This is a genomic window from Camelimonas sp. FR25, assembly GCF_059740505.1.
In genome coordinates this window covers 69048-82327 of the sequence record NZ_JCAWFG010000017.1, presented here as the reverse complement: position 1 = coordinate 82327, position 13280 = coordinate 69048, and the positions used below count along the sequence as shown (strand labels likewise).

Genomic DNA, 13280 nt, shown 5'->3' with positions numbered 1-13280 from the left:
GGTGGGCAGCTCACATAGCCGCGGCGCATCCTGTTCGCTGTCAATGAATAGCCGCGGCGCGCCCGCCAGTTGTCAACGACGCTACGGGCGGAATAACGGCTCATGTCATTCAAGCAAAGCTGATTGTGCGCAGGCGTATTGAATCCGAATGTTTATGTTATGGTGTTCCCAGACGAGAATGGAATCTTGGCATATCATAGGAGTGATTACTTGCAATTCTATGCGATAGATTATCGTAACGATCAAGAGATTCCATGGTTAAATTTGACTATGTATACTGCAAGACTATTGCCATAGTCTCAGGTGTGGCGGCATCAATCCATGCTTGGGCGCAGTCCGACGGCGTCCTGTTGTTGATCCTGTCACGGTCGCGTGGCCGCGCGGGGAGCACGAGCTGATCAAAACACGGCGCCGGGTGGGCTCAGAGTGGAGGTCGAGGTGAGGTGGTCTGCGGTGACCGGTCGCCAAAACCGGTGCGTGACAGCAACCCGGCAAGATCAGCGGCGCTGCCTGTGGGGTGGCGGCAGGCGCCGTGCCACAGACTGATGGGGGCAAGCCGGCCATTGGGCGCGATGGTGCGATGGCGCGTCTGCGCCGTCTGGCGGGGGATGGGCTGCAGCCGCTTTATGCGGTGAAAGTGGGATGGGCGGCGACTGTCGCGCGTCGCCCCCAGATGGCCGCGCGGGCAGGCGGCTGCTGGTTGCGAGCGCGTTGCTCAGGATGGCTGGCGGCGGAGATCGATGACCGACGCCATTGGCTACTGGCGCCCGCTTGCATCGGCGCTGGCATTTTGTGGTTTTTCGCGGGGCCTGGGCCGGGGAAAGTCGGGCTGGCCTTTGTAGCGTTGCTTGCGCTTGTCGTTGCCTCGCTGACACGGACGCAGTCACTGGCGAAGCTGTCGCTGCTGGGGCTGGCCCTGGTGGTCAGCGGATTTGCAGCGGCGGCCCTGCGAGTCGCGATGGCCCCGACCTCCACCATGGGCGGCGTCATGCATGGCGGGGTCATCGGTCTGGTGGTGCAGGTCGAACAGCGCCCGCAGGGCGCGCAATTGTTGCTGGCCCCGTCAGTCCTGCCGGACGCCAGGCGTGGAAAGGACATCGCGCTGGTGCGGCTTGCCGTGCCATCGCCCCGCCCCAATGCGGAGCCGGGCACGGTCGTCGCGCGCGCCGTTCTGCCGGGCGATGTGGTGGCGGTGCGGGCGCGGCTGACCGCGCCGCCTGATCCGTACATGTTTGGCGGGTATGACTTTGCCCGTAGCGCATGGTTTCGCGGCATCGGGGCTACGGGCACGGCCCATCACGCGCCCATTGTCGTTACGGATGCGCGGGAAGCGGATTTTCCTGTCGCCGTGCGTTGGGCGGCATGGGTCGACCGGCAGCGGGTGGCGCTAACCGGGCGGATCGCCGGGGCCTGGGGCGGCGAGGCGGGCGCGGTGGCGGCGGCATTGGTGACGGGCAAGCGCGGCCAGATCAGTGATGAGGCCAACGAGGCCCTGCGCGCCGCCGGCATCTATCACATCCTTTCAATCTCTGGTCTGCACATGGCGCTGGCCGCCGCCATGCTGTTCTGGACGTCCCGGGCTTTGCTCGCCCTCACGCCCTGGTGCGCGCTGCATCTGCCGGTGCGCAAGCTGGCGGCAAGCCTGGCGATTGCAGGCTCGCTCGCCTATTGCGTGTTCACTGGCGCAGACGTCGCCACGGTGCGGGCGCTGATCATGATTGCGGCGTTGCTCGGAGCCATCCTGATCGATCGTCCGGCGCTGTCCCTGCACAATCTGGCGCTGGCGGCCGTGCTGCTGTTGTTATGGCAGCCGGAAAGTCTGCTTACGCCAGGCTTTCAGATGTCGTTCGCTGCGGTCGCTGCCCTGATCATTGCGTTTGGCGCCCGGGGGGGCGATGTCGAACCGCAAAGCGACAGGGCATTTTGGCTACAGCGCTGGATCTGGCGTCCGCTGCGCGCCACTCTGGTCGCGACTGCGGTGTGCGAGATCGCAACGGCGCCCTTCAGCATCTGGCATTTCCAGCACATCTATCCGCTCGGGCTGCTTGGCAACGCCATGACGCTGCCGTTTCTGTCGCTGGCGGTGATGCCTGCCGCGATGCTGGGCATGGCGCTCGCGCCATTTGGCGCGGACTGGCCTGTCTGGTGGCTGATGGGCGCCGCGACGGAGCCGGTGCTGTGGGTCTCAGAATGGATCGCCGCAACGCCTGGCGCAGTGAAACTGGTCGCAGCCTCCGGCGATACATCATTGCTCCTGATCGCTTTGGCGTGGCTCTGGTTCGTGGCGTGCCGCACGCCGCTGCGCTGGTTCGCCATGGCGCCTGCCAGCGCCGGGCTGCTGCTGGCGGTAGCCAACACGCCGCCCGATGTGATGGTTGACCGCAACGGTCGCGGCGCGCTGGTGCGTCTGGATGATGCGCACGGCGAAGTTCAGCTGGCGCTGCTCGGACGGGTGTCTCCGTTCGTCGCGCGCCAATGGTACGCTCTCCACGGCCTGGCAATGCCGCATGGCGCGCGATCCCGGCCCGACACCGGGAATTGTGACGCGAATGCCTGCGCGGTCCGCCGCAATGATGGCGGCCTCGTCGTCTGGGCCCGTCGCACCGAGGCCATGCAGGGGGATTGCCGCCACATTGACGTGTTGATCAGCAGCTTGCCAGCCCCTGGGCCTTGCCGTCCGGCGCTGCTGCTCGACGGGCCGGCGCTGGTCCGCAGCGGCGCGGTGAGCGTCTGGCTGAACGACGGCGACATTGCCCTGCGTGCGGTGCGACGGCCTGGTGAAAGCTGGCCCTGGCGTAGGGTCTTGCCGGTACTTTGGCCAGCGCCCACGCCGCGCCGGCCAACCACAGCCGACCCCATGACGATCGGGCCGACCGAGCCGGCGCCGCCTGCTCAGCCGGGCGTCCATGGAGCCCCATCCCACCCCCAGATGTCAGATCCAGCAGAAGGCCAATCCATCTCGCATGCGCCCGGCTCCTGGCAAAGACGGCCCGCCCTCAACCAGCCTGATCCACCACGCCTGGAATCACAGATTGGAGCGCCGCAACAGATCGGCCAGAACACAGCGACCGCCATCACTCATCAGCCATGAAACGTCGTCCGCTGAACATCCGCCATAGCGCTCTGACAGTTCGGCGTCGCCAGGTTGGGCAGTCCACAATCCTTGTCCGACCATCCAAACGCAGCAACCACCGCGCGCCGCTCTCAGTAGCGGCGCAAAAGGCTTACCAGCCGGCCCTGGATCTTGACGCGTGCAGCAGGCAGCACCCGGTTTTCAAACAGCGGATTGGCCGCTTCCAGCTCCACATCCCTGCCGCGCTTGCGCAGTCGCTTCAGGGTGGCTTCCTCATCGTCGATCAGCGCCACGATGATATCGCCATTGTCAGCCGAATCCTGACGGCGGATCACCACCGTATCTCCTTCGAGAATGCCGGCCTCGACCATCGAATCGCCACGCACTTCAAGCGCGTAATGTTCGCCCGTGCCGATCAGATCGGCGGGGAGGGGGATGCTGTCGCCGGATTGCTGGATGGCGCTGATCGGCACGCCAGCCGCAATCCTGCCAACCAGGGGTATGGAGACAACGCCGCGCGCATCAGGGGCATTGCCCGCGCCTGGCGCCGACCGGCCTTGCAGCGCAGGCGCCTGCGCTTCGGCATCGGCCTTGCCGCCCATCACCACGCGCGGCTTGAATCCGGCCCCGGCGTCGCCCTGCAGGTCCGGCATCCGCAGAACTTCGACAGCGCGGGCCCGGTTGGGCAGGCGTCGGATGAAGCCTCGCTCCTCGAGCGCCATGATCAGGCGGTGGATGCCCGATTTGGATTTGAGGTCGAGCGCCTCCTTCATTTCGTCGAAGGACGGCGGCACGCCGGTTTCCTGCAGTCGCTGATGAATAAAACGCAGCAACTCATGTTGCTTGGCTGTCAGCATCGCAAAACATTCCCGTTGCGCGCCGCCCCGGGGCGCTGCCGTCGGAATTCACGACCTTCTGGCTGAGGCGGCCCCTTCACTCCGAAGTGGTCGCCTTGATGCTGAAGTCGTCGCGAGCGCCGAATCTGTGTCGAAACAAAGCATGAACAGTATTACATGTTCCCGCTGTGTTCTGCAACCGGCGCGACCGTCGCCGGCCGATTTAATTGGCCAACTCTTGTTTAAATGGCCAACTCTTGCCCAGGACAGCGTAAACTTTGCTGACGGACGGACAATGGCAGATTGCGCGGCCCATGACCTGATCAGCGCGGCGGCCGGCGTGGGCCCCCGGCGTCCATACAGGTGCCGTCAACAGCGCGGGACCTCGCGTTTCCGATGGTTGACAGCATCATTGGTACTGACCAGTATCATATTTGATATAGAAAAATACTGACAGGGCCGGCCCGTCGGGCAGGCGTGGGAGAGAACAAATGGCCGCCGCCACCGACAGGGACGCCGCGCAGATCGACATTGACGCGTTGAAGGCGCGCTACCAGCAGGAACGCGACCGCCGTCTGCGCACGGATGGTAACCAGCAATATGTCGAGATGGCCGGCGATTTCGCCCGCTATCTTGAAGATCCTTATGTCGCCCCTGGCTTTACCCGCGATCCCGTGCGTGAGGAGGTGGAGGTGCTGGTGGTGGGCGGCGGCTTTGGCGGCCTGCTCTCGGGCGCGCGGCTGCGCGAGATCGGCGTCGACAGGTTCCGCATCGTCGAAAAGGGCGGCGACTTCGGCGGCACCTGGTACTGGAACCGCTATCCTGGCGCGGCCTGTGACACCGAGAGCTACATCTATCTGCCGCTGCTCGAGGAGACTGGCTACATCCCGCAACGCAAATACGCCCGTGCGCCGGAGATTCTCGGCCAGGCGCAGCGCGTCGCGCGGCATTTCGACCTGTATCCGCATGCCCTGTTCCAGACCGTGGTCACCGAGGCGCGTTGGGATGAAAGCGCCGCGCGCTGGCGGGTGCGCACCAGCCGTGACGATGAGATCTCTGCGCGATTCATCATCCTGAATGGTGGTCCGCTCGAGCGGCCGAAGCTGCCTGGCATTCCTGGCGTCGACAGCTTCGCCGGCCACAGCTTCCACACCAGCCGCTGGGACTATGCCTATACCGGCGGTGATTCCCATGGCGGGCTGACCGGGTTGCGCGACAAGCGCGTCGGCATTATCGGCACCGGCGCCACCGCCGTGCAATGCGTGCCGCACCTCGGCGAATGGGCGAAGGAACTTTACGTCTTCCAGCGCACGCCGTCATCGATCGACGTGCGCAATGACCATGAAACCGATCCTGAATGGGCCAGGGCGCTGCAGCCCGGCTGGCAGCGCGCCCGCATGGACAATTTCACCGCCGTGGTCTCTGGCGGTGATTTTGAAGAAGACATGGTCAATGACGGCTGGACCGATCTGATCGGCAATATTCTGCTGGCGGCGCGGCGCAAGCAGAAGCAGGGCGAGGCGGTTGAGGATCCTGAAAAGCTGATTGAGCTGGCCGACTTCCAGAAAATGGAGCGGGTGCGCGCCCGGGTCGACGAAATCATTCGCCAGGAACAGGTCGCTGCGGCGCTCAAGCCCTGGTACAGCCAGTTCTGCAAACGCCCGTGCTTCCACGACAGTTATCTGCCGACCTTTAACCGCCCCAATGTCCATCTGGTGGATACCGACGGCCAGGGCGTGGAGCGCATTACGGACGAGGGCGTGGTGGTGAATGGCAAGCTCTATGAGCTCGACTGCCTGATTTACGCCACCGGCTTTGAGGTCGGCACCGACATTACCCGCCGCTTCGGCCTCGAGGTGTATGGTCGCGGGGGCGTAACGCTGACGGAGCGGTGGAAGGATGGGGCCGAGACGTTCCACGGCCTGTTCTCACGCGGCTTCCCAAACTGCTTCATCGTCACCCCTATCCAGTCGGGCCAGAGCCCGAACTTCCAGCACATGCTGGACGAGCAGACCCGGCACATCGCCTGGGTGCTGAAGGAGATGCGGGCGCGCGGCGCCGTGACCATCGAGGCGTCGCAAGCGGCGCAGGATGCGTGGGTCAAGGCCTGCGTCGACGTGGCGAAGGCGCGCGTGCCTTATCTCGAAGCCTGCACCCCAGGCTATTACAATAATGAGGGCCAGATTGGCCGTATGCGCGAGCTGAAAAACAATCAGTACTGGCGCGGACCGACCGTGTTCCTGCGCATGTGGGACAAATGGCGCAGCAAGGGCGATCTGGATGGGCTCGAACTGAGCTACGACCAGCGCGCGGCGGCGGAATAGGCGCTGAGCTGGGTGTTCGGGGCCATGGCCCTGGCTATTGACGCTGTCGTTCTCCACCGTCATGCCCGCGCTCGTCGCGGTCATCCACGGTTTGGCTATTGCGTTGTGGGGAGGGGGCCGTGGTCGCTGGGGTCGCATGCCTGCGCCTGACCATCGTTTGAGCTGGCGGGGTTTGCCGTTCGGCTGAGCAAGACGTGGATGCCCGCGCCGAGCGCGGGCATGACGGCGCGAAGGGAGGCGCCCTGCGCTTGATCAGGGTGTCTCGGAAGGCTTTGGCAGGCGTGTGCGCGTGTTTCCAGAAGGAGCGAACTCTCCGCTCGACATTTCCACCGTCATGCCCGCGCTCGTCGCGGGCATCCACGTTTTGGCGGCTGGACTGCGATGACAGTGCCCCGGTTGATCGGGGCGACTGCCTTTCGCGCGCTCGTTTGCAACGAGCAGCGCTCACTGCGCGGACAGAAGAAGACGTGGATGCCCGCGACGAGCGCGGGCATGACGGCGCATTGTTGGGTGACGTGACGCGTCTGGCGCGCGATGGCGGTTTGCGCAGGCACGGCGCGTCAGGCTCCGCCGAGCAGCGTCCGGGTTGCGGCGGCCACGTCGTCCTTGCGCATCAGGCTCTCGCCAACGAGATAGGCGTTGACCTTGCAGGCGGCGAGCCGGGCGATGTCCTCTGGGGTGAAAATGCCGCTCTCGCCCACCAGAACCCGGTCGGCGGGCACGCGCGGGGCCAGACGCTCGGTCACCGACAGCGACACCTCGAAGGTGCGCAAATCGCGATTGTTGACGCCGATCAGCCGCGACGGCAGCTTCAGCGCCCGCTCCAGTTCGTCGCCGTCATGCACCTCCACCAGCGTGTCCATGCCGAGGCGCGTGGCGGTCTCGGTCAGGGCGAGCGCGGTGGCGTCGTCCACCGAGGCCATGATCACCAGAATGCAATCCGCGCCCCAGGCGCGGGCCTCAAACACCTGGTAGGGGTCGTAGAGGAAATCCTTGCGCAGCGCCGGCAGCGCACAGGCGGCGCGGGCGGCCTTGAGGTATTCAGGGCTGCCCTGAAAGGATGGCGTGTCCGTCAGCACCGACAGGCAGGCGGCGCCGCCGGCCTCATAGGCCTGGGCGAGGGCCGGCGGGTCGAAATCCGGACGGATCAGCCCCTTGGACGGGCTGGCCTTTTTGATCTCGGCGATCAGCGCCGGCTGGCCCGCGGCGATCTTGCGCTCCAGCGCCGCCAGAAAACCGCGTGGGGCGGGGGCGGCGGCGGCCAGCTTTTCAATTGCGGCCTGGGGAATGGCGGCCTTGGCGGCGGCGATCTCTTCCAGCTTGTAGGCGCCGATGCGCTCCAGAACGTTGCTCATCCCGCGTGTCTCACTTGTCTGCTGTCGAAAGCGCGGACGCATGGCTGGCCTGCACCAGCTTCTGCAGCGCCTTGCGCGCGGCGCCATTGTCAATCGCCGCGGCGGCCATCTTCACGCCCTCGGCGAGGTCGGCGGCTTTGCCAGCCACCACCAGCGCCGCGCCGGCGTTGAACACCACGATGTCGCGATAGGCGCCGGGCTCACCCTGCAACAGGCGCATGGCGGCGGAGGCGTTGTGCTGCGGATCGCCGCCCTTTAGCTCATCCAGCGTGGCGCGGCGCAGGCCAACGTCCTCGGGGCTGATGCTGAATTGGCGGATCTCGCCCTGGTTGAGCTCCACCACCTGGGTCTGGCCCGTGGTGGTGATCTCATCGAGGCCATCGGAGCCATGCACCGCCCAGACGCGTTCCGAACCCAAGGTCTGCAACACCTGCACCATCGGCTCAAGCCAGCTGGCGGCGAACACGCCAAGCAGCTGCCGCTGCACCGAGGCCGGGTTCGACAGCGGCCCGAGGATATTGAAGATGGTCCGGGCGCCCAGTTCCGAGCGCACCGGCGCCACATGGCGCATCGATGAATGATGGTTCGGCGCGAACATGAAGCCGACGCCGGCGCTTTCGATGCAGCGCGCGATGTCATCGGGCGCAAGGTCGAGATTGACGCCAAGCGCCATCAGCACGTCAGCCGAGCCGGATTTGGATGAGGCCGCGCGGTTGCCATGCTTGGCCACCGGCACGCCGCAGCCTGCGACGACAAAGGCGCTGAGCGTCGAGACATTCCACGTGCCGACATTGTCGCCGCCGGTGCCGACGATATCGATGGCCCCCGAAGGGGCGGCGACCGGAACCATGCGGGCGCGCATGGCCGAGACGGCGCCGACGATCTCATCAAGGCTCTCGCCGCGCACCCGCAGGGCCATCAAAAAGGCGCCTGCCTGGGCCGGCGTCACTTCGCCCGACAGCATGGTCTCGAAGGCGGCGCGCGCCTCGTCGCGGCTCAGCGCAGCCCCGGTGGCCACCTTGGCGATGAAAGGTTTGAATGCGTCCATAACGAAGCCTCAGCCCCTTTAGGCGCGCGCGCTGTTGAAGGCGGCGGCGAGGTTCAGGAAGTTGCGCATCATGGTCGCGCCGTGCTCGGAGAGGATGCTCTCCGGATGGAACTGCACGCCATGCACCGGATGGCTGACATGCGACAGGCCCATGATCTGCCCATCCGCCGTCTCGGCGGTGATGGCCAGCTCGCTGGGGCAGCTGTCGCGGTCGACGATCAGCGAATGATAGCGGGTGGCGTTAAACGGCCCGTCGATCCCGGCGAAAATGCCGGAGCCACAATGGCTGACCACCGACACCTTGCCATGCATCGGCAAGGGAGCCCGCACCACCTGGCCGCCATAGGCCTGGCCAATCGACTGCAGACCAAGGCAGACGCCGAACACTGGCATGCGCGCGCCGAGGTCGCGGATGACGTCGAGGCAGACGCCCGCCTCATTGGGCGTGCACGGCCCAGGCGACAGCACCACGGCGTCTGGGGCCATGGCGGCGATGTCCGCCGTCGTCAGGGCGTCATTGCGATGCACCTCGACGGTCGGGCCGAGGCCGCCGATCAGATGCACCAGATTCCAGGTGAATGAATCGTAATTGTCGACAAGAACCACGCGCGTCATGGCTGGGCCTTTATCATGTGCGGCGCCTGCCGGCTATCGTGAGCCACAGGCGGGAAGGCGGCGGTTGCGCCTGGCGCCGCCGTCCCGCGCTCCCTGGCTGTCGCCGAAGGAGCTGCGGGGAGGGCGCTCAGGCCAGGTCTGTGGCGAGCGTCACCATCGCCAGACCAGCGCTGGCAGGCGCCAGAGCGCTGCGACGCGGCCCTTTCCTGGCCCCAGGCGCGCGCCGTGCTGGCCGGTCGACACGCCGCTCATTGACCGCGTCCTCCCTGGCCGGCGACGCGAATGGCTTCTTCCGCCGCGCGGAAAAGCGCCCGCGATTTGTTGATGCATTCCATCAACTCCGACTTCGGGTCGGAATCATAGACCACGCCGGCGCCGGCCTGCACGGCCATCTTGCCGTCCTTGACCAGGGCGGTGCGCAGCACGATGCAGGTGTCCATGTCGCCATTGGCGCTGAAATATCCGATGCAGCCGCCGAACGGACCGCGGCGATCGAGCTCCAGCTCGTCGATGATCTCCATGGCCCGCACCTTGGGCGCGCCCGACAGCGTGCCGGCGGGGAAGCCAGCGACCAGCGCGTCCAGCGCGTCAAAGCGCGGGTCCTGCTCGCCCTCCACATTGGAGACGATGTGCTGCACATGGCTGTAGTGCTCGAGCACGAAGCTCTCGGTGACTTTCACCGTGCCCGTCTTCGCCACGCGGCCCACGTCATTGCGCCCCAGATCGAGCAGCATCAGGTGCTCGGAGCGTTCCTTGGGGTCGGCCAGCAGCTCCTCGCCAAGGCGGCGGTCCTCTTCCGGCGTGGCGCCGCGGGGGCGGGTGCCAGCCAGCGGCCGGATCGTCACCTTGCCCTCGCGGGAGCGCACCAGAATTTCCGGGCTGGAGCACACCAGCTGGAAATCGCCGAAATTGAGGAAGCTCAGATAGGGCGAGGGATTAATGCGGCGCAGCGCCCGATACAGCGCCAGCGGCGGCAGGCTGAACGGCGCCTCGAAGCGCTGGCCCAGCACCACCTGGAAGATGTCGCCGGCCCGCACATATTCGCGCGCCTGCTCGACCATGGCGATGAAACGCTCGGGCGGCGTGTTCGACACGGGCTCTGGCGCGGGCATGCCGGAGACGTCGATGGCGGCCTCCGACGGCAGCGGCGTGCTGAGCGCGGCGAGCGCCTGCTCCAGCCGCTCCTGGGCGCTGGCCACCGCCGCCGTGGCGCTGATCCCGGATTGCGGGCGCACCGGCGTGACGAGGATCAGCTCATCCTTCAGCGAATCGAACACCGCCATGATGGTGGGGCGGACCATGATCGCCTCCGGCACCCGCAGCGCGTCCGGATTGATGTCCGGCAGACGCTCCATCTGCCGCACCATGTCATAGCCGAGATAGCCGAACACCCCCGCCGCCATCGGCGGCAGGCTGGCGGGCAGCTCCATCTCACTCTCGCGCACCAGCGCCCGCAGGGAATCGAGCGGCGCCGCAGCCTCATCGACGAAGGCGTCGAGATCGACCAGCGCCTGGCGGTTGATCTGCGCCTTGCCGTCGATGCAGCGCCAGATGACGTCGGGCGCGATGCCAGTCATCGAATAGCGGCCGCGCACAGAGAGATCCTGCACCGTCTCCAGCAGGAAGCTGGGGCCGGCCACGGTGGCGAGGCGGATATAGGCGCTGAGCGGCGTCTCCAGATCGGCGACGAAGCGGACAGCCAGCGAGAACGGACGACCGGCGGCGTATTGCGCGATGGCCTCGTCAAGGGAAGGTTCAAACTGCATGGTTCAGCTTACTGCTGGGCCGAACCGATCGCATTGCGAAGGTTCTGCTGATTGACGCTGACGCCGAAACGCTCCTGCAACACGCGCACATAGCTGGTCAGCAGGTCGTCGATGAGGGCAAGGTTCATCTGCTCGCCAAGCTGGGCCGGAATGGCGCTGGCGGCATAGGCGGGCATGGTGGCGCTGTCGACGCGGAAGACGATGAGGTCATCGCCCTTCTTCGCCGAACCCGCCTTGCCGGCTGGAACCGAGAAGATCTGCCGCACCGCATCGGCCGACAGCTCGCCGCTGGCCTGGCTGCGCTGCAGGCCGGAGACGCTCTGCGGCGTCAGGCCCGAGGCGGCCTGCAGGCTCTCGCCGCCGTCGACCTTGGCGACAATCTCTTTGGCGCGCGCGGCGAGACGCGTGGCGACCTCATTCTGTCGCCACAGCTTCTCGACCTGCGGACGGGCCTCGTCGAGGGTGCGATCACGGGCCGGCTCGACATTGGTCACCTCGAACCAGACATAACCGTCATCGGCGTTCAGCGCCTCATTGTCGGCGCCGACATCGGTCTGGAAGGCTTCCTTCAGCAGTTCGGTCGCGCCCGGCAGGGCGGCGAGTTCAGCTGAGGCCACGCCCTTGCGGTCGGCGCCCTTGGCGTCGACGCCGTCGATCTTGGTCACCGTAAGGCCATTGTCGGCGGCGATGGCCGTCAGCGGCTGGGCGTTGATGCGCTTGTCCTCAATGGCGTCATGCAGGGTCTGCATTTCGGCCTTGGCCTTCTGCAGGGCGAGGTCATTGCGGATGGCGTCGCGCACTTCATCCAGCGGCTTCACCGAGGCCGGCGTGACGCTCTGGGCGCGCACGAGGAACGTGCCGAAATTGCCCTTCACCGGCTCGCTGACGGCGCCCGGGGCGAGCGCGAAGGCGGCGTCGCGCACCGCCGGGTCGAACACCTGGTCGCGGGTGACGTCGCCGAGGTCGAGGTCCTTGCCGGTGACGCCACGCTCGCTGGCGACGGCGTCGAAGCTCTTGCCGGCGCGGATCGATTCGAGCGCCGTTTTGGCCGCAGCCTCATCGGGGAACGAAATCTGCTGCAGGCGGCGGCGCTCGGGCGAGCCAAAAGCGGTCTCGCGCACCTTGTCGTAATGCGCCTTTATGTCGGCCTCGGTGATGGCTGCGGCGAGATTTTTCGCTTTGACAAGGGCGGCCGGGGTCAGCGCCACGACGTTAAACGAACGGAACTCAGGCGCACGGAAGCTGGCCTTGTTGGCCGCAAACCAGGTGTTCAGTTGCTCGTCGCTGGGCGCGGCGATATCGCCGGCGGCGGAGGCGGGCAGCGTGACGAATGAGGCTGCGCGGCGCTCGGCGTTGACGCGATAAACCGCCTCACGCATCGCCTGCGGGGTGACGACGCCGCCTGCCAGGCCCTCCGGGATCTGGCGGCGGATCAGCGTGTTGCGCTGCTCGGCCACATAGGCGGCTTCGGTGAAGCCATTGTTGCGCAGCACCTCAGCGAGGCGGGCGCGGTCGAACTGGCCGTTCAGCCCCTTGAAGTTCGGGTCATTGGCGATCGACTGCACCACAAAGGCGTCGGTGACGCCGAGCTGCAGCCGGCGCGCCTCCTGATCGAGCGCCGCCTCGGTGACCAGGCGGCCGAGCACGATGGCGTCGAGGCCCATCTCACGGCCCTGGGCGGGGGTGATCACGGTGCGATATTGCTGCGACAGGCGTTGCAACTCATTCTGCCAGGCGGTGCGCAGCTGATCCATGGTGATCTCGGTCTTGCCGACGCGCGCCACCGTATTGCGTGAGCCGCCCTGGAATACGTCCGCGACGCCCCAGATGGCGAAAGACACGACCAGCAATCCGAACAGGATGGTGACGATGATCTTGCCAACAAGTCCCTTGCTCGCGTTACGCATTCCCTGAAGCATGAGATCGATCGACCTTCCTGAGGCGGCCCCGGCGAAACGCGTCCCAGGCAAGGGGCGTCGCCGGGCGCAATGTTGCGCCGGTGTTCCGGATGAAGCGCCGTGGCGCGTCGCGCGCGTCGAAAACCGCCGACAATCGCGCCGCCGCCAGTATGGCGAAGGGGCGCGACCCGCTGAATCCGCGACGGACAAACCAGGCCAATATAGCAGTGCTGACATAAAGCACCGCAGCACGCCAGTCCATGGGCTGTAGCCAGCGGCAGCCGGGGCGTTTCAGCCGCTACACTGACGCGTTTCGGGGGGAAACCGCATGGCGCTGGGCTGGGTGGCGGCGCGGGCTGTCGCCT

8 protein-coding genes are annotated in these 13280 nt (G+C 66.2%); 2 read left to right on the top strand and 6 right to left on the bottom strand.

All coding sequences use genetic code 11. The annotated features are described in order from the left end of the window. Positions 1-580: 580 nt before the first annotated feature. Positions 581-3091, top strand: a complete 2511-nt coding sequence (locus tag AC6A67_RS01395; RefSeq protein WP_498034734.1) for a ComEC/Rec2 family competence protein — start codon at positions 581-583, stop codon at positions 3089-3091. A 113-nt stretch (positions 3092-3204) separates the two neighbouring features. Here AC6A67_RS01395 and lexA read toward each other — a convergent pair whose 3' ends face one another. Then, positions 3205-3930: a transcriptional repressor LexA gene (gene lexA, locus AC6A67_RS01390; protein ID WP_498034733.1), complete on the bottom strand. Its 726-nt coding sequence runs from the start codon at positions 3928-3930 to the stop codon at positions 3205-3207. A gap of 470 nt (positions 3931-4400) precedes the next feature. Between lexA and AC6A67_RS01385 the strand changes: the two genes are divergently transcribed. Further along, the gene (locus AC6A67_RS01385) at positions 4401-6233 is read left to right on the top strand and encodes a flavin-containing monooxygenase (protein WP_498034732.1); all 1833 of its coding nucleotides are present in this window, start codon (positions 4401-4403) and stop codon (positions 6231-6233) included. A 560-nt stretch (positions 6234-6793) separates the two neighbouring features. Here the strand turns inward: AC6A67_RS01385 and trpC are convergent. The 5 genes from trpC to AC6A67_RS01360 form a co-directional block, all read right to left on the bottom strand. After that, positions 6794-7588 (bottom strand): indole-3-glycerol phosphate synthase TrpC, encoded by a 795-nt coding sequence (gene trpC, locus AC6A67_RS01380; RefSeq protein ID WP_498034731.1) that lies wholly within the window; start codon positions 7586-7588, stop codon positions 6794-6796. Positions 7589-7598: 10 nt separating this feature from the next. Then, entirely contained in the window at positions 7599-8636 is a 1038-nt protein-coding gene (gene trpD, locus AC6A67_RS01375; RefSeq protein ID WP_498034730.1) for an anthranilate phosphoribosyltransferase, read from the bottom strand. 18 nt (positions 8637-8654) lie between these two features. Beyond that, on the bottom strand, positions 8655-9251 hold the full coding sequence (locus AC6A67_RS01370) for an anthranilate synthase component II (protein ID WP_498034729.1): 597 nt from the start codon (positions 9249-9251) through the stop codon (positions 8655-8657). Between the two features lie 248 nt (positions 9252-9499). Further along, positions 9500-11017 carry an anthranilate synthase component I gene (trpE, locus tag AC6A67_RS01365; protein ID WP_498034728.1) on the bottom strand — a complete coding sequence of 506 codons (1518 nt, stop codon included), beginning with the start codon at positions 11015-11017 and terminating at the stop codon, positions 9500-9502. 8 nt (positions 11018-11025) lie between these two features. Continuing rightward, on the bottom strand, positions 11026-12924 hold the full coding sequence (locus AC6A67_RS01360; RefSeq protein ID WP_498034727.1) for a SurA N-terminal domain-containing protein: 1899 nt from the start codon (positions 12922-12924) through the stop codon (positions 11026-11028). Positions 12925-13280 lie beyond the last annotated feature (356 nt).

What these genes read in the sequence shown, in the direction of transcription:
- AC6A67_RS01395 (WP_498034734.1), top strand. Translation starts at nt 581, where the DNA reads ATGGCGCGTCTGCGCCGTCTGGCGGGGGATGGGCTGCAGCCGCTTTAT.
- lexA (WP_498034733.1), bottom strand. Translation starts at nt 3,930, where the DNA reads ATGCTGACAGCCAAGCAACATGAGTTGCTGCGTTTTATTCATCAGCGA.
- AC6A67_RS01385 (WP_498034732.1), top strand. Translation starts at nt 4,401, where the DNA reads ATGGCCGCCGCCACCGACAGGGACGCCGCGCAGATCGACATTGACGCG.
- trpC (WP_498034731.1), bottom strand. Translation starts at nt 7,588, where the DNA reads ATGAGCAACGTTCTGGAGCGCATCGGCGCCTACAAGCTGGAAGAGATC.
- trpD (WP_498034730.1), bottom strand. Translation starts at nt 8,636, where the DNA reads ATGGACGCATTCAAACCTTTCATCGCCAAGGTGGCCACCGGGGCTGCG.
- AC6A67_RS01370 (WP_498034729.1), bottom strand. Translation starts at nt 9,251, where the DNA reads ATGACGCGCGTGGTTCTTGTCGACAATTACGATTCATTCACCTGGAAT.
- trpE (WP_498034728.1), bottom strand. Translation starts at nt 11,017, where the DNA reads ATGCAGTTTGAACCTTCCCTTGACGAGGCCATCGCGCAATACGCCGCC.
- AC6A67_RS01360 (WP_498034727.1), bottom strand. Translation starts at nt 12,924, where the DNA reads ATGCGTAACGCGAGCAAGGGACTTGTTGGCAAGATCATCGTCACCATC.